The organism is Geodermatophilus tzadiensis (assembly GCF_003002915.1).
Taxonomy (GTDB): Bacteria; Actinomycetota; Actinomycetes; order Mycobacteriales; family Geodermatophilaceae; genus Geodermatophilus; species Geodermatophilus tzadiensis.
In genome coordinates this window covers 16,874-33,147 of the sequence record NZ_PVTG01000016.1, presented here as the reverse complement: position 1 = coordinate 33,147, position 16,274 = coordinate 16,874, and the positions used below count along the sequence as shown (strand labels likewise).

Sequence of the window (16,274 nt, the reverse complement as noted above, 5' to 3'; positions counted from 1 at the left end):
CGGCCGTCACTGGCCCGGCGGGACGGCGACCGTCACCGCGGTGTCCCCGTGCGTGCGGCCGGCGGTGTCCTCCCGGTGCATGGCCTCCTGCCGGCGGGCCTCCTCGTCCAGGATCGCGGCGTTCTTCCACGCGTCCGGGATGCCGAACCCGTCGACCAGCGTCACCGCGTGCGGCCGCAGCTCGCCCAGCAGCGCGTTCACCGTCGAGGTGAGCGCCTTGGAGCGGGCCGGGGTGAGGTGGCCGTGCTCGAGCAGCCAGCCCTTGTCGGCCTCCAGCGTGGCGAGCGCGTAGAGGTCGCACACCGCCTCCAGCAGCGCCCGCGCAGCCGGGTCGGGAGTGCGCTCGATGCCGGCGACGAACGCCTCCAGCACGATCCGGTCGACGTGCGTCTGCGCCGTCCGCAGGACGTGGTCCTGCACGCTGTTGAAGACGTCGAAGGGGTCCATGCCGTCGGTCGCGGCGTTGCGGCGCAGCCGGCGGATCGCGCCCTCGAGGGTGTGCCGCTCGCGGGCCTCGAAGACCTTGAGCTGCCAGCCGCGGTCGCGCAGCGGCACGTCCTCGTCGCGGCCGGGGACGGCGTCGACGAGCCGGGCGATCAGCCCGCGGGCCGCCGTCCGCTCCAGCACGGTCTCGCGGACCAGGTCGGCGACGAAGGCGACCCGGCCCCAGCCGTCGAGGGAGCCGAACGCGTCGCGGTAGCCGGTGAGCAGGCCCTTGGCGACCAGCTGCATCAGGACCGTGTTGTCGCCCTCGAAGGTGGTGAACACGTCGGTGTCGGCCTTGAGCTGGGGCAGCCGGTTCTCCGCCAGGTAGCCGGCGCCGCCGCAGGCCTCCCGGCAGGTCTGGATGGTGCGGGTGGTGTGCCAGGTCTGGGCCGCCTTGAGCCCGGCCGCGCGCGACTCGAGCTCGCGCTGGGCGGCCTCGTCGACCTCCTCGCCCCGCTCGTGCACCGCCGTGTGCAGGTCGTGCATCCGGCCGACGAGCTCCTCCTGCGCGAACGCGTACGCGTAGGAGGTGGCCAGGGCGGGGAGCAGCTTGCGCTGGTGCACCAGGTAGTCGTTGAGCACGACCTCCCGGTCGCGGCCGGGCGCGGTGAACTGCCGCCGCACGTCGCCGTAGCGGACGGCGACGTCGAGGGCGACCCGCGTGGCCGCGCTCGCCGAGCCGCCGACGCTGACCCGCCCGCGCACCAGCGTGCCGAGCATGGTGAAGAAGCGGCGGGTCTCGTTCGCGATGTCCGACGTGTAGGTGCCGTCGGCCGCCACCTGGCCGTAGCGGTCGAGCAGCGCCTCGCGCGGGAGCCGCACGTGGTCGAAGGAGAGCCGGCCGTTGTCGACGCCGAGCAGGCCGGCCTTGGGGCCGTCGTCGCCGATGGTGACGCCGGGGCAGGGTGTGCCGCGCTCGTCGCGGATCGGCACCAGCCAGGCGTGCACGCCGCGGCCCTGCCCGCCGGTGACCAGCTGCGCGAACACGACCGCCATCCGGCCGTCCCGCGCGGCGTTGCCGATGTAGTCCTTGCGGGCGGCCTCGTGCGGGGTGTGCAGGTCGAAGGTCTGCGTGTCGGGGTCGTAGGTGCAGGTGGTGCGCAGCTGCTGGACGTCGGAGCCGTGGCCGGTCTCGGTCATCGCGAAGCAGCCGGGCAGGTCGAAGCTCATGATGTCGCGCAGGTGCGCGTCGTGGTGCCGCTGCGTCCCCAGCAGCTGGACGGCGCCGCCGAACAGCCCCCACTGGACGCCGGCCTTGACCATGAGCGACAGGTCGCCGTGGGCCAGCATCTCGATCGCGGTGACCGAGCCGCCGGCGTCGGCCTGCCCGCCGTACTCGACCGGGAAGCCGAGGGAGACCCGCCCGGTGGTGGCCAGCTCGGCGGCCAGCCGGCTGACCCGCTCGCGGGCCTCCTCCACCGACTCGCCGTAGACCGGCGCGTACTTCGGGTCGCCCAGGTGCTCACGGGCGTCGCGGCGCACGTGCGCCCAGCGCCCGTCGAGCACCTCCTGGAGGCGGGCGGGGTCGACGGTGGTCGGGAGGGTGGCGGTCACGTCGTCTCCTCGGTCGGGGAGGGAGTGCGGGGCAGCAGGCCGGACAGGCCGGTCCAGGCCAGGTCGGTGAGGTGGGCGGCGAGGTCGGCCCGGGGCATCGGGCGGTCGGCGCGCAGCCACCAGTCGGCGGCGGAGCGGACCATCCCGACCACGCCGTGCCCCCACGGGGCGGCCGCGGCCGGGTCGCGGCCGGCCCGCTCGAGGGTCGAGGCGACCAGAGCGGCAGCCTGGTCGCCCACGAGGTCCGACAGCGTGCTGACCGGGTCGGCGTCCACCGGCCGGTCGAGGAAGGGGTGGGCGACGACGAACCGGTACAGCTCCGGGTCGGCCTCGAGGAAGGCCAGGTAGGTCTCGACCGCCGCGGCGAGCATCCCGCGCGGGTGGTCGGTGCCGGTCGTCGCCGCGCGCAGCCGCCCGGTCAGCTGCCCGGCCACCCGGGCGCAGACGGCGACGTAGAGCTCGCTGCGGTCGGCGAAGTGCCGGTAGACGACGGTCTTGCTGGTGCCGGCCTCCGCCGCGATCTCCTCCATGCCGACGCCCGCGCCGCACCGGCCGACGGCGGCGACGGTCGCGTCCACGATCTGCTCGCGGCGGGCGCGGCGGTGCTCGTCCCACCGGGAGCTGCGCCGGTCGCGTCGGGTCGCCCGCTCGGCTTTCACGTTACCCACGGTACCGTGTACCGTCGGTACCGGCCACCATGTCGGCCTCCCGTGCGCGGGAGGCGAACCAGGGACCCCGGAGGTCACCGATGAGCTCGTCCCAGCCCCGCCGGGCCGCCGTCCTCGGCGGCAACCGCATCCCCTTCGCCCGGTCCAACTCCGCCTACGCGCAGGCGTCCAACCAGGACATGCTCACCGCGACCCTCGACGGCCTGGTCGCCCGCTTCGGCCTGCAGGGCGAGCGGGTGGGCGAGGTGGTCGCCGGCGCGGTCCTCAAGCACTCGCGCGACTTCAACCTCACCCGTGAGTCGGTGCTCGGCTCGCGGCTGTCGGCGGCCACCCCCGCCTACGACGTCCAGCAGGCGTGCGGCACCGGGCTCGAGGCCGCCGTCCTGGTCGCGAACAAGATCGCGCTCGGCCAGATCGAGTCCGGCATCGCCGGCGGCGTGGACACGACGTCGGACGCCCCGCTCGCCGTGGGCGACGACCTGCGTCGCGCGCTCCTCGAGCTCGCCGGCGCGAGGTCCGTGGGTGCCCGACTCCGGGCGATCGCCCGGATCCGGCCAGGCTCGCTCGTCCCGGAGGCCCCGCGCAACGCCGAGCCGCGCACCGGCCTGGCCATGGGCGAGCACCAGGCGATCACCACCCGCGAGTGGGGGATCAGCCGGGAGGACCAGGACGAGCTCGCCGTCCGCTCGCACCGCAACCTGGCCGCCGCCTACGACCGCGGCTTCCTCGACGACCTGGTCACCCCCTACCTGGGCCTCACCCGCGACCAGAACCTGCGGCCGGACACCACCGTGGAGAAGCTGGCGACGCTGGAGCCGGTCTTCGGCACCGACGACCCCGCGGCCACCATGACCGCCGGCAACTCCACGCCGCTGACCGACGGCGCGTCGGCGGTGCTGCTGTCCTCCGACGAGTGGGCCGCCGAGCACGGGCTGCCGGTGCTCGCCCACCTCGTCGACGCGCAGACCGCCGCGGTCGACCACGTGCACGGCGGCGAGGGCCTGCTCATGGCCCCGGCGTACGCGGTGCCGGTGCTGCTCGCGCGCAACGGCCTGACCCTGCAGGACCTCGACTTCTACGAGATCCACGAGGCGTTCGCCGCCACGGTCCTCGCGACGCTGAAGGCGTGGGAGAGCCCGGCGTTCTGCGAGGAGAAGCTCGGCCTGGACGCCCCGCTCGGCGCGATCGACCGCGACCGGCTCAACGTCAACGGCTCGTCGCTGGCCGCCGGGCACCCGTTCGCCGCGACCGGCGGCCGGATCGTCGCCTCGCTGGCCAAGCAGCTGCACGAGGCAGGGCCGGGCACGCGCGGCCTGGTCTCCATCTGCGCGGCCGGCGGCCAGGGCGTCGTCGCGCTCCTCGAGTCCTGACCCCTTCCGTGCACTTCCGCGGAACTGCACGGTGCACGTCCGTGGACGTGCACGTCCTCGGAGAGGAACACCCGTGAGCGACTGGTACACGACCTTCGCCAACTCCGGCGTCGGGTCCACCCTCGTCACGCAGCTCGGCCTGCCCCGGCCGGCCGTGCTGCGCCGGTACGAGCCCGGGCAGCCGCTGCTGCCCGGCCCGGCCGTGCTCGGGACGGCGGGGGAGGGCCGGCTGCGCGACACGGTCGACGCCGTCCTGCGCGACGCCGGGGTGACCGTGCTGACCGCTGACGCCGACGAGCGCCCCGCCGCGGTCGTCCTGGACGCCACCGGCGTGACCGGCCCGGCGCAGCTGGCCGCGGCCCACGACCTGCTCGCCCCCGCCGTGAAGCGGCTGCGGCCGACCGGCCGGGTGGTCGTGCTCGGCGACCCGCCGGCCGAGGCGGGCACACCGGCCCAGGCGGCGGCCCGCCAGGCGCTCGAGGGCCTGGTGCGCTCGCTGGCCAAGGAGCTGCGCGGCGGGTCGACGGCGAACCTCCTCCTCGTGCCCGAGGGCGCCGAGGCGTCGGTCGCGGGCCCGCTGCGGTTCTTCCTCTCCGGGCGGTCGGCCTACGTCGACGGCCAGGTGCTTCCCGTCTCGCCCGCCGACGTCCCGGCCGGGGCGGACGACGAGCGACCGCTGGCCGGCCGGGTCGCCGTCGTCACCGGTGCGGCGCGCGGCATCGGCGCGGCCATCGCCCGGGTGCTGTCCCGCGACGGCGCGCACGTGGTCGCCGTCGACGTCCCCGCCGCCGGCGAGGCGCTCGCCGAGGTCGCCAACGAGGTCGGCGGGACGGCGCTGCAGCTCGACATCACCGCGCCCGACGCCCCGCGTCGGCTGGTCGGGCACCTGCGCGAGCGGCACGGCGGGGTCGACGTCGTCGTGCACAACGCCGGCATCACGCGGGACAAGCTGCTGGTCAACATGGACGCCGCCCGCTGGAACGCGGTCATGGCGGTGAACCTGCAGGCGCAGCTGGACCTCACCCGGGCGCTGCTGGACGCCGACGGCGTGCTGCGGCCGGGCGCGCGGGTGGTCAGCGTGAGCTCGCAGTCGGGCATCGCGGGCAACCGCGGGCAGACGAACTACGCGGCGTCCAAGGCCGGCGTCATCGGCATGGTGCGCGCGTGGGCGCCGGAGTTCGCCGCGCGCGGGGCGACGGTCAACGCCGTGGCGCCGGGCTTCATCGTCACCGAGATGACGGCGCGGATGCCGCTGAGCACCCGCGAGGTCGGGGCGCGGCTCAACTCGCTGCAGCAGGGCGGCCTACCGGTGGACGTCGCCGAGGCCATCGCCTGGCTCGCCCAGCCGGGCGCGGCCGGGGTCAACGGCCAGGTGCTGCGGGTCTGCGGCCAGTCGCTGCTGGGGGCCTGATGCCGACCACCGTGCTCGACGCCGCACCGAACCTCGCGGCGCTGTACGCGAGGGCCGCCGTCACCGCGCGGGGTCGGGGCGGCGAGCTGCCGGACACGCACCTGGCCCGGCACGGGGTCGGCGTCGACCGGGCGCACCTGGCCGGGTACGCGCGGGTGTGCGGGCTGCCGCTGGACGACGTGCTGCCCGCCACCTACCCGCACGTGCTCTCCTTCTCGCTGCAGATGGCGCTGATGAGCGACCGCTCGTTCCCCCTCGCGCTGCCCGGCATCGTGCACGTACGCAACCGGGTCGAGCTGCTGGCGCCGGTCGGGGCCGCCGCGCCGCTGGACGTCGAGGTCTGGGCCGATCGCCTGGCCCCGCACCGCGCCGGCGCCACGGTGGACCTGCTGGCCTCGGTGCGCGCCGGCGGCCGGGAGGTCTGGCGCTCGCGCTCGACCTACCTCTCCCGCGGCGGGCGGGCGCCCGAGGGTGCCGACCCCGCCGACCTGGACGTCGAGGTGGACGAGCCGGCCCGCACCACGGCCACCTGGCGGGTGCCCGACGACACCGGGCGCCGCTACGCACGGGCCTCCGGCGACGTGAACCCCATCCACCTGTCGGGGCTGACGGCCAAGGCGTTCGGCTTCAAGCACGCGATCGCCCACGGCATGTGGACCAAGGCCCGCGTGCTCGGCGCGCTGGCCGGCCGGCTGCCCGAGGCGTTCGCCTACGACGTGCAGTTCCGCAAGCCGCTGTACCTGCCCTCGACGGTGCAGCTGGCCACGGCGCCGTCCGGCGGGGGCTGGGACGTCGCCGTCCGCAACGCCCGGTCGGGCGCGGAGCACCTGGTGGGGACGGTCCGCCCGCTCTGAGGGGGCGCGCCGGGATCAGGTGACCTGATCGTGGCGCGTCCCACCGGACGGTGGGCGGTCGAGGAGGACGCGCTGCGGTGCGGGAGGACGTCGCCGCCGGCCCACGACGTGCTCGCCGCCGGCACCGGTGTCCCCGTGCGACGTCGGGGCGCTCCGGCGGGCCGCTGTCGGCGAGGCGGAAGCGGGCGGTCACGGCTGCGCAACGATCACCGCCCCGACCTGCGGAACGGCTCCGGCCGGGCCAGGGTCGGCACCGACGACGCCGACGAGCTCCGGAGGTACCCGTGCGCACGAACCGGCTCCTGCCCCTCGCCGCGGCCGCGGCCCTGGTCCTGCCCGCCTGCGGGGGCGGGGAGAGCGTCGACACCGGCGGCGGGGGAGGCGGCGGCGGGGACAACACGCTGATCGCGGCGGTCAGCGCGGAGCCCGACCAGTTCGACCCGCACGTCACCAACGCCTACGCCAGCTTCCAGGTGCTGGAGAACGTCTACGACACCCTCGTCGTCCCCAGCGCCGAGGACCTCACCATGCAGCCGAGCCTGGCCGAGTCGTGGACGACCAGCCCCGACCAGCTGACCTGGACGTTCACCCTCCGCGACGGCGTCACCTTCCACGACGGCAGCGAGTTCGACTCCGCCGACGTCGTCTACAGCTACCGCCGGATCATCGACGAGGACCTGTCCAACGCCTACCGGTTCGCCACGGTGGCCGACGTCCAGGCGCCCGACCCGCGGACCGTCGTCATCACGGTCACCCGGCCGACGCCCAACCTGCTCGAGCTCATCGGGTCCTTCAAGGGCATGGCGATCGTCTCGGAGAACGCCGCCGAGGAGTTCGACCTGCAGAGCGAGGCCAACGGCACCGGCCCGTTCCAGCTGGAGAGCTCCGACGCCAACGGCACCGTGCTCACCGCCTACGAGGACTACTGGGGCGGCGCGCCGACCATCGACGGCGTCGAGTTCCGCTACATCACCGAGGCGAGCTCGGCCCTGACCGCGCTGCGCAACGGCGAGGTGCAGTGGACCGACAACGTGCCGCCGCAGAACGTCGCCGACCTCGAGGGCGACGAGGAGGTCGAGCTCGGCTCGGTCACCAGCGTCGAGTACTTCTACATGTCCATGAACTACCAGGTCCCGCCGTTCGACAACCGGGACGTGCGCCGGGCGATCGCCACCGCGATCGACCGCGACGAGGTCACCCAGGCCGCCCGCTTCGGCGCGGCGCAGACCAACCAGACGGCGATCCCCGAGGGCAGCCCCTACTACCTCGACTACGCGCCGTTCACCCCCGACCAGGACGCCGCCCGCCGGCTCATCGAGCAGGCCGGCGTGCAGACGCCGCTGACGATGGGCCTGATGGTCACCGACGAGTACCCCGAGACCGTGGCCGCCGCCCAGGTCATCGCCAGCCAGCTCGAGCCGATCGGCATCGACGTGGAGATCCAGGAGGAGGACTTCGCCACCTGGCTGGACCGGCAGTCCCAGGGCGACTTCGACGCCTTCATGCTCAGCTGGATCGGCAACATCGACCCGGCCGACTTCTACGAGAACCAGCACCTGTCCACCGGCGGCAGCAACTACCAGAAGTACAGCAACCCGCAGGTCGACGACCTGCTGACCCGCGCCGCCACCGAGGTCGACCCGACGGCCCGCAAGGACCTCTACGACCAGGCCGCGCGGATCATCGTCGACGACGTCTCCTACCTGTACCTCTACAACCCCGACGAGGTGCAGGCCTGGGTGCCGGGGCTCACCGGGTACCAGGTGCGGGCCGACGCCGCGATCAACTTCGAGACCGTGGAGCTGCCCTGACCGGGTACCTGCTCCGGCGGGCCGGCCAGGCCGTCGTCGTCCTGGCCGGCGTGAGCGTCCTGGTCTTCTCCCTCATCCACCTGGTGCGGGGCGACCCGATCCGCCTGGCCCTCGGCACGCGGTTCTCCCAGGAGACCTACGACGCCCTGCGGGAGCGCAGCGGGCTGGACCTGCCGCTGGTCCAGCAGTACCTCACCTGGGCCGGGCGGGCGGTCACCGGTGACCTGGGGGTCAGCTTCCGCAGCGGGGACACGGTCACCTCGCTGATCGCCGAGCGGCTGCCGGCCACGCTGACGCTGGCCCTCGCCTCGCTGCTGGTCGCCCTGGTCATCGCGCTGCCGCTCGGGATGCTCTCGGCGCTGCACCCGCGGTCGCTCGTCGACCGGCTGGCCACCGTCGTCAGCCAGTTCGGCATCTCGGTGCCGGACTTCTGGCTGTCGATCATGCTGATCCTGGTCTTCGCGGGGACGCTGGGCTGGCTGCCCTCGGGCGGCTACGTGCCGCTGACCGAGGACCCGCTCGGCTGGCTGCAGCGGCTGGTGCTGCCGGCTGTGGCCACCGGGGTGGTGTCCGGGTCGGTGATCACCCGGTTCGTCCGCTCCAGCATGCTCGAGGCGCTGGGCTCCGACCACGTGCGGACGGCGCAGGCCAAGGGCGTCCCGACCCGCCAGGTGCTCACCTGGCACGTGCTGCGCAACGCCCTGCTGCCGCTGGTCACGGTGACCGGCGTGCAGCTGGCCTACCTGCTCTCGGGCGTCGTCGTCGTGGAGATCGTCTTCTCCTGGCCGGGCCTCGGGCAGCTGGCCTACCAGGCGGTGCGCGACCGCGACTTCCCGGTGCTGCAGGGCGCCGTCCTGCTCTTCGCGCTGGTCTTCCTCGTCATCAACCTGCTGGTGGACCTGCTCTACAGCCGCATCGACCCGAGGATCGCCCGCCGATGACGCAGCTGCCGACGCCGGGCGCCACCCCGGCCGCACCGCCGCCGTCCGAGCCGCTGCCGACGGCGGCCCCGCCGCGCCCGCGCTGGCGGGAGACGCTCGGGCTGCTCGCGCGCAACCCGACCGCGGCCGTCTCCGCCGTCGTCCTGGTGCTGATCGTGCTGATGGCGGTGTTCGACGAGACGCTCGCGCCCGACGGCCCGAACGACCAGGACCCCTCCCTGCAGCTGCAGCCGCCGAGCTGGGACCACCCGTTCGGCACCGACGAGTTCGGCCGCGACATCCTCAGCCGCGTCGTCCTCGGCGCCGCGACGTCGCTGCGCGTGGGCTTCCTCTCCGTCGCGTTCGCCCTGGTCGTGGGCACGCTCATCGGCCTGCTGGCCGGCTTCTACGGCCGGTGGGTCGACGACACCCTCATGCGGCTGATGGACGTGCTGTTCGCCTTCCCCGCGGTGCTGCTCGCCATCGCGATCGTCGCCATCCGGGGCGCCGGGCCGGCCAACGCGATCCTCGCCATCGGCATCGTCTACGTGCCGATCTTCGCCCGGGTCACCCGCGCCAGCGTGCTCGGCGTCCGGGAGGAGGTGTACGTGCGCGCCTCACGGTCGGTGGGCGCCTCCGACTGGCGGCTGATCACCCGGCACGTGCTGCCCAACGCGGCGCCGCCGATCATCGTGCAGACCTCGATCAGCCTGGCGTTCGCGGTGCTGGCCGAGGCGGCGCTGTCCTTCCTCGGCCTGGGCCCGCGCCGGCCCAACCCGTCGTGGGGGCTGATGCTCGCCGACGGCCGCGGCTTCATCGACCAGGCGTGGTGGTACACCGTCTTCCCGGGCCTGGCGATCGTCGTCACGGTGCTCTGCTTCAACCTGCTCGGCGACGGCCTGCGCGACGTCCTCGACCCGCGGCAGCGCACCCTGATGGCCGGGGGCGGGCGGTGACGGCGCCCGTGCTGGAGGTCGAGGACCTGCGGGTGGACCTGCGCACCCCGCGCGGGACGGCGCACGTGGTCAACGGGCTGAGCTACACCGTCGGCGCCGGGGAGACCGTGGCCGTGGTCGGGGAGTCCGGCAGCGGCAAGAGCGTCTCGGTGCTGGCCCTGCTCGGCCTGCTGCCGGCACGGACGGCGACGGTCACCGGGCGGGCGCTGCTCGACGGCGAGGACCTGCTCACCATGTCGCCCGAGCGGCTGCGGCAGGTCCGCGGGCCCGGCGTCGGCATGGTCTTCCAGGACCCGATGACCTCGCTGAACCCGGTGCTCACCGTCGGCCGGCAGCTCACCGAGGGGCTGCGCGCGCACGGGACGCCGTCCAAGGCGGCGGCCCGGGCCCGGGCGGTCGAGCTGCTCGGCGAGGTCGGCCTGCCCGACCCGGGCCGCGCGGTGGACCGCTACCCGCACGAGCTGTCCGGCGGCATGCGGCAGCGGGTGGTCATCGCGATCGCGCTGTCGAACTCCCCGTCGCTGCTCATCGCCGACGAGGCCACCACCGCTCTCGACGTCACCGTGCAGGCGCAGATCCTCGACCTGGTGGAGCGGCTGCGGACCGAGCACGGCACCGGCGTCGTCTGGATCACCCACGACCTCGGCGTCGTCGCGGGCATCGCCGACCGGGTGCTGGTCATGTACGGCGGGCGCTGCGTCGAGGACGGCACGGTCGACGACGTCCTCGAGCGGCCGGTCCACCCCTACACGCGCGGCCTGCTCGGCGCGCTGCCCGACCTGGCGACGGACGACGACGCGGACCTCGCCACCATCCCCGGCACCCCGCCCCCGCCCACCGACCTGCCGCCGGGGTGCGTCTTCTGGCCGCGCTGCCCGGTGCGCGGCGACACCCGCTGCGAGACCGAGCAGCCGCCGCTGGCCGTGGTGGGTGCCGGCGGCCGCGCGCTGCCGCACCGTGCGGCGACGTGGTGCGCGGAGAGGGAGGCGTCGTGACGTCGCCGTCGACGGGCGCGCCGGACGTGCTCGTCTCCGCCCGCGGCCTGGAGGTGCACTTCCCGGTCCGCTCCGGCGGGGCGCTGCGCCGGACGACGGGGCTGCTGCGTGCGGTGGACGGCGTCGACCTCGACGTGCACCGCGGCGAGACGCTGGGCCTGGTCGGGGAGTCCGGCTGCGGGAAGTCGACGCTGGGCAACGCGCTGCTGCGGCTGGTCCCGCCCACCGGCGGCACGGTGACCTTCGACGGCGCCGACGTCACGCGGATGGGCCGCCGCGAGCTGCGGGAGCTGCGCCGGCGGGCGGGGATGGTGTTCCAGGACCCGTTCGCCTCCCTCGACCCGCGGCGCACGGTCGCCCAGACGGTGGCCGAGCCGCTGGAGGTGCACGGCCTGCACCCGGGCCGGCAGGCGCGGGCCGCCCGGGTGCGCGAGCTGCTGCAGCTGGTCGGGCTGGACCCGGGCGTGGCCGCCCGCTACCCGCACGAGTTCTCCGGCGGTCAGCGGCAGCGGGTGGGCATCGCCCGGGCGCTGGCCGGCGAGCCGGACTTCCTGGTCTGCGACGAGGCCATCGCCTCGCTCGACGTCAGCGTGCAGGCCCAGGTGCTCAACCTGCTGCGCCGGCTGCAGCGGCAGCTCGGGCTGACCCTGCTGTTCATCTCGCACGACCTGTCGGCGGTGCGGCACGTGTCCGACCGGATCGCGGTCATGTACCTGGGCCGGGTGGTGGAGGTCGGGCCCGCGTCCGCCGTCGCCGCCGAGCCGCAGATGCCCTACACCCGGGCGCTGCTGTCGGCCGTCCCGCTGCCGCACCCGCAGCTGGAGCGCTCGCGGCAGCGGATCGTGCTGCGCGGCGACGTCCCCTCGCCGTCCCGGGTGCCCAGCGGCTGCCGGTTCCGGACCCGCTGCCCCGACGTCTTCGCGCCCTGCCCCGACGTCGACCCGGCGCTGCAGCCGGTCGGCTCCGCGCCGGGCCACGTGGCGGCGTGCCACCTGCACGGCGTGGTGGGCACGCCGGTCGAGCGCGAGCGGCCCGACGCGCCCGTGGACGCCGGGGACCCCGCGGCCTGAGGCGGGGTCAGCCCCGGCCGCTGCGGGTGGGGCGCCGGCCCTGCCGGGACCCCGAGCGCGGTCCGCGCCGGCCACCGCGTGCGGCCTCCCGCCCGGTGTCCCGGCCGGGACCGCGGCCACGGGGCGCGCTGCACGGGCGGCAGGTGGAGAACCAGGGGGCGATGGCGGTCCCGCACTCGGCGCAGGCCGCCGACCGGCTGACCGCGATGGCGTCGGGCAGCAGCTCGCTGATCGCCTCGGCGCACTCCTCCTCGACCCACGCGGCGTCGTCGTCGTCCAGGCCGGCCACGCCGGGGAACTGCCGGAGCAGCGTCTGCGCGTCGCGGGCGGCGGCCGCGGCCTGCTCGTACTCCTCGACCGAGCCGCCGACCGGCACGTCGGGCAGCACGAGCTCCGGGGCGACGGGCAGCCCGGCCGCGTGCCGCAGCGCGGCCCGTGCCAGCACCAGCCAGCGGGTGCGGCGGGGCGGGTCGTAGTCGATCGGGAGACTGACCAGCCGCCAGACGGTGTGCAGGTCGCCGGCGGCGCCGAGCGGGCCGCGCAGCAGCGGCAGCAGCGCCTGCACCCGCAGCACCAGGCTCGTGACGTCGTCCGGCGTCATCGCCTCGTCGCGGGTGGCCGCGCGCGCCCACGCCTGCCAGCGGACCAGCGCCTCGGGCAGGTCGACCGCCTCCAGCGCGCCGAGGTCGGCGAGCTCGGGCCGCAGCCGCGGCGCCCGCCGGGGCAGGTCGCTGGCGCGGTCGCCGCGGGCGACCTCGGCCCCGAGGGACACCAGCGCCGTCGACGGCTTCAGCCCCCGCACACCGGTGAGGACGCCGACCGTGCCGTGCCCGGTCAGGCCGTAGCGGCCGGCCCGCCCGGCGATCTGGGCGGCCTCCCAGCTGCGCAGCGGCCGCAGCTCCGTGCCGTCGAACTTCGTCGTCTCGGCGAAGAGCACGGTGGTGGCCGGCACGTTGATGCCGTGGCCGATGACGTCGGTGGTGACCAGGACGTCGAGCTCCCCGGCGGTGAACCGCTCGATGACCTCGCGCCGGGTGGCCGGGGGCAGCGCACCGTAGAGGACGCCGACCCGGCCCGGGCGGTGCCGGTCGAGCTCGGCGGCGACGGCGTAGACGGTCTTGCGGGAGAAGGCGACCACGAGGGTCTGGGGCCGGACGCCGGTGGTGCGGACCGGCGCGCGCAGCACGTCGAGGCGGGACAGCCGCTGGTGGGTGACGACGTCGACGGACCCGGCGTCGTCGACCAGCGGCGCGAGCAGCGGGTGGGCCTCGGCCGCCGAGATCAGGTGCATCTCGCGGTACTCGCCGGTGAGCAGCAGCCGGGCCCAGTGGTGGCCGCGGTCGGGGTCGGCGACCCAGTGCGACTCGTCGAGCACCAGCAGCTCGCCGCGCAGCGGCGCCTTCTCCACCGTGCAGCAGACGACCGGCGCGTGCGGGTCGACCTCCTCCTCGCCGGTGGACAGGCCGACCGTGCCCGCGGGCAGCAGGGCGGAGAGCTTGGCGTAGGCCTCGTGCGCGAGCTGGCGCAGCGGCGCGGCGTAGACCCCGGAGCCGGTGGCGGCCAGCGCCTGCAGCGACTCGTACGTCTTGCCGGAGTTGGTGGGGCCGAGGTGGAAGACGACGCGCTCGGGCGGGGTGCTGCGGACGGGCAGCTCCGGGGCGGCGCCCTCGACCCACGACTGCTGGGCGCGGCGCTCCTCGCGGGCGGCCTCGCGGTCGGCGGCGTGCGCGGCGCTGGTCGCGGGACGCTCGTCAGCGGGCAGCCGCCGGCGGCGGCGGGCGGTGGACGGCGGGAGGACGGTCTCGGGCAGGGGGAGTCCTTCGGTCGACGTGCGGGCAGGAGGTCGACACGAGGAACCCGCGGACCCTTCCCCGTTCCGAACACCGGCCGGGCCCGGTTCATGCCCGACCCCGGGACGCGGTCGGGCCGGGCAGCCGCAGCTGCCCGGCCCGACCGGGGTGGCGTCGCTCAGCGCCGGGGGTCGACCCCGTCGGTGTCGACGTCGATCTGCTCCTTGCGGACGTCGCCGCTCACGGTCTCCTGACCGGTCACGGTCTCGGTGTCCAGGCGCACGCGCTCGACCGGGGTGGCCTCGGTGGAGACGACGGGACGCTCGGCGTGCAGCGTGACCTCGTGCTCCTCCTCGGAGATGGTCGGGCCGTCGAGGGCGTTGCCGACGTTGGCGTCGGTGATCGGCTCGCGCTCGACCCGCACCTCCTCGTGCGACACCGGCACGGTCGCCGTCTCGCGCTCGGTCGTGACGTACTTGCGGAGCCGGGCGCGGCCGGCCTCGACGCGCTGGGTGCCCACCTCGAGGTGCTCCTCGGAGCGGGTCATCGCGCTGTCGGTGGTCGGGCCGGAGGTGTCCCGGCCGACGGCGCGGTCCTGCACGTCGTCGTAGACGCCGTCGCCGTCACGGTCGGTGCGGGTGCCCGCGGTGCCGGTGCCCACGGTGCCGGCCGCCGCGTGGGTGGTGGTCTGGGTGGTCTGCGTGCCGGTGCCGCTGCCCAGGCCGTAGTACCGGTACAGCTCCTGCTCCTCCTGCGGGGACAGGTGGCCGTCGGTGTCGATCTTCGGCGCGTCCTTGACCTTGGCCTTCTCGTACGGGAAGCGGATCGTCTCCCCGGAGACCTCGGCCTGCGCCAGCGGGACGAAGGTCTCCTTGGTGCCGAACAGGCCGGTGTGCACCGTCGCCCACTCGGGGCGGCCGGTCTCGTCGTCGAGGTAGACCTCGCCGATCTTGCCCAGCTTGTCGCCGTCGCGGTCGACGGCGGTGCCGCCGATGACCTGCTGGATCTGCTGCTCGGAGATCATGCGTGCTCCTCGGGGTCGGGCGCGAGAGTGCGCGCACGGTGCTCTCGTGCGCGTCGACCTGCCCCCGTCGGGGGCGGCACTCCCTGGGTGCCCGCCTGTTTACGGGGTAAACACAGCATCGTCCCGGCCGCCGTCGTGGGCAGCTGCACCGCGGGGCCACCCGTCACTACCCCGCGGGGGCGGGGAGGATGCGGGGAGTGCGGTCCCACGTGCTGAGGGGAAGGAGGTCCGCGTGGTCGACGACGCGCAGGACCCGGACACACCGGAGGCCCGCGGCGGTGCGGCGGCTCCCATCGCGACCGTGCCCCCTGACGGCAGCCGACGTCCGCTCGACCGGCGGCGGGTGCTCGGCGCGGCGGTCTCCTTCATCGACGAGCACGGCATCGAGGCGCTCACCATGCGCCGGCTGGGCAGCCACCTCGGCGTCGAGGGGATGGCGCTGTACCGCCACGTGACCAGCCGCGAGGGGCTGCTCGACGGCGTCGTGGAGACCGTGGTCGACGAGCTCTACGGCGACCCCGACGTGTTCCTCGAGCCGCGGCACGGCTGGCAGGACTACCTGCAGCGGCTCGCGCACGGGGTCCGGCGGATCGCGCTGGCCCACCCGGCCGTGTTCCCGCTGGTGGCCACCCGCCCGCCGGCGGCGCCGTGGGTGCGGCCGCCGCTGCGCAGCCTGCGCTGGCTGGAGTCCTTCCTCGACGCGCTGACCGGCAGCGGCTTCTCCGACGCGGCCGCGGTGGCGGCCTACCGGGCCTACACCGGCTTCCTGCTCGGCCACCTGCTGCTCGAGGTCTCGGCGCGGGGCGTGCCGATCAGCTCGCACGACGAGGAGGCCGACGCGGCGTCCCCGCCACCCGGGGCGCTCGACGGCTACCCGCACGTCCGGCGGCTGGAGCCGCTGCTGTCGGAGGACGAGTCGGCGGCGGAGTTCGAGGAGGCGCTCGAGGAGCTGCTCGAGCGGCTGGAGCGCATCCTCCGCGAGTCCCGCCGCGGCTGAGCACCGCCGACGGCGACCGGCGCGCGCCCGACGGGTTAGCCTCGACCGGCCAGGAGGGCTCGCCTAGCGGCCGATGGCGGCGGTCTTGAAAACCGCTATGGGGTCACACCCATCGTGGGTTCGAATCCCACGCCCTCCGCTCCGGCGGCTACGCGTAAGCCGCTGCCTTGGATACGCGAAACTCTCGATCCGCTCTCGCCCTGCTGGGAGGGATCGAGGGGGGTGTCGAGAACCCGGAGGTCGCGAGGAGCCGCCGGGCGCTGGAAGAGCGTCAGCACCATGCGTCGCTATGACGCCAGCAGCCGCTGGGCGGGCCCGGCATCAGCCCGGTTGGGGCTGTGATTGCCTCACGGGAGTGATAGGAAGCA

13 protein-coding genes and 1 tRNA gene are annotated in these 16,274 nt (G+C 75.1%); 10 read left to right on the top strand and 4 right to left on the bottom strand.

The annotated features are described in order from the left end of the window. Positions 1 to 6: 6 nt before the first annotated feature. Entirely contained in the window at positions 7 to 2,040 is a 2,034-nt protein-coding gene (locus tag LY71_RS18360; RefSeq protein WP_106280356.1) for an acyl-CoA dehydrogenase family protein, read from the bottom strand. Beyond that, on the bottom strand, positions 2,037 to 2,708 hold the full coding sequence (locus tag LY71_RS18355; RefSeq protein ID WP_245888061.1) for a TetR family transcriptional regulator: 672 nt from the start codon (positions 2,706 to 2,708) through the stop codon (positions 2,037 to 2,039). The genes LY71_RS18360 and LY71_RS18355 overlap by 4 nt, the downstream gene beginning before the upstream one ends. A gap of 80 nt (positions 2,709 to 2,788) precedes the next feature. Between LY71_RS18355 and LY71_RS18350 the strand changes: the two genes are divergently transcribed. From LY71_RS18350 to LY71_RS18315, 8 genes are all read left to right on the top strand, one after another. After that, positions 2,789 to 4,078, top strand: a complete 1,290-nt coding sequence (locus tag LY71_RS18350; protein ID WP_106280352.1) for an acetyl-CoA C-acetyltransferase — start codon at positions 2,789 to 2,791, stop codon at positions 4,076 to 4,078. Between the two features lie 73 nt (positions 4,079 to 4,151). After that, a complete protein-coding gene (locus tag LY71_RS18345; protein ID WP_106280350.1) occupies positions 4,152 to 5,489 on the top strand; it encodes a 3-oxoacyl-ACP reductase in 1,338 nt (445 codons plus the stop codon). Then, complete coding sequence (locus LY71_RS18340; protein WP_106280348.1) at positions 5,489 to 6,343, top strand: MaoC family dehydratase; 855 nt, start codon at positions 5,489 to 5,491, stop codon at positions 6,341 to 6,343. The genes LY71_RS18345 and LY71_RS18340 overlap by 1 nt, the downstream gene beginning before the upstream one ends. 284 nt (positions 6,344 to 6,627) lie before the next feature. After that, entirely contained in the window at positions 6,628 to 8,154 is a 1,527-nt protein-coding gene (locus LY71_RS18335) for an ABC transporter substrate-binding protein (protein WP_106280346.1), read from the top strand. Further along, on the top strand, positions 8,151 to 9,095 hold the full coding sequence (locus LY71_RS18330; protein WP_106280525.1) for an ABC transporter permease: 945 nt from the start codon (positions 8,151 to 8,153) through the stop codon (positions 9,093 to 9,095). Before LY71_RS18335 ends, LY71_RS18330 begins: the two co-directional genes overlap by 4 nt. Then, positions 9,092 to 10,030: an ABC transporter permease gene (locus LY71_RS18325; RefSeq protein WP_106280344.1), complete on the top strand. Its 939-nt coding sequence runs from the start codon at positions 9,092 to 9,094 to the stop codon at positions 10,028 to 10,030. Before LY71_RS18330 ends, LY71_RS18325 begins: the two co-directional genes overlap by 4 nt. Beyond that, positions 10,027 to 11,025, top strand: coding sequence for an ABC transporter ATP-binding protein (locus tag LY71_RS18320; protein ID WP_106280341.1), 999 nt, complete (start codon positions 10,027 to 10,029; stop codon positions 11,023 to 11,025). The genes LY71_RS18325 and LY71_RS18320 overlap by 4 nt, the downstream gene beginning before the upstream one ends. Continuing rightward, positions 11,022 to 12,095 carry an ABC transporter ATP-binding protein gene (locus LY71_RS18315; protein WP_245888057.1) on the top strand — a complete coding sequence of 358 codons (1,074 nt, stop codon included), beginning with the start codon at positions 11,022 to 11,024 and terminating at the stop codon, positions 12,093 to 12,095. The genes LY71_RS18320 and LY71_RS18315 overlap by 4 nt, the downstream gene beginning before the upstream one ends. Before the next feature lie 7 nt (positions 12,096 to 12,102). Here LY71_RS18315 and LY71_RS18310 read toward each other — a convergent pair whose 3' ends face one another. Both LY71_RS18310 and LY71_RS18305 read right to left on the bottom strand, forming a co-directional pair. Then, the gene (locus LY71_RS18310) at positions 12,103 to 13,746 is read right to left on the bottom strand and encodes a helicase-related protein (protein ID WP_425433033.1); all 1,644 of its coding nucleotides are present in this window, start codon (positions 13,744 to 13,746) and stop codon (positions 12,103 to 12,105) included. A 317-nt stretch (positions 13,747 to 14,063) separates the two neighbouring features. Then, entirely contained in the window at positions 14,064 to 14,909 is an 846-nt protein-coding gene (locus LY71_RS18305; protein ID WP_106280337.1) for a PRC and DUF2382 domain-containing protein, read from the bottom strand. 232 nt (positions 14,910 to 15,141) lie between these two features. Between LY71_RS18305 and LY71_RS18300 the strand changes: the two genes are divergently transcribed. Together LY71_RS18300 and LY71_RS18295 are read left to right on the top strand one after the other, a co-directional pair. After that, positions 15,142 to 15,906 carry a TetR/AcrR family transcriptional regulator gene (locus LY71_RS18300; RefSeq protein ID WP_245888053.1) on the top strand — a complete coding sequence of 255 codons (765 nt, stop codon included), beginning with the start codon at positions 15,142 to 15,144 and terminating at the stop codon, positions 15,904 to 15,906. Between the two features lie 52 nt (positions 15,907 to 15,958). Then, a tRNA-Ser gene (locus LY71_RS18295) sits at positions 15,959 to 16,045 on the top strand. Positions 16,046 to 16,274: the final 229 nt, after the last annotated feature.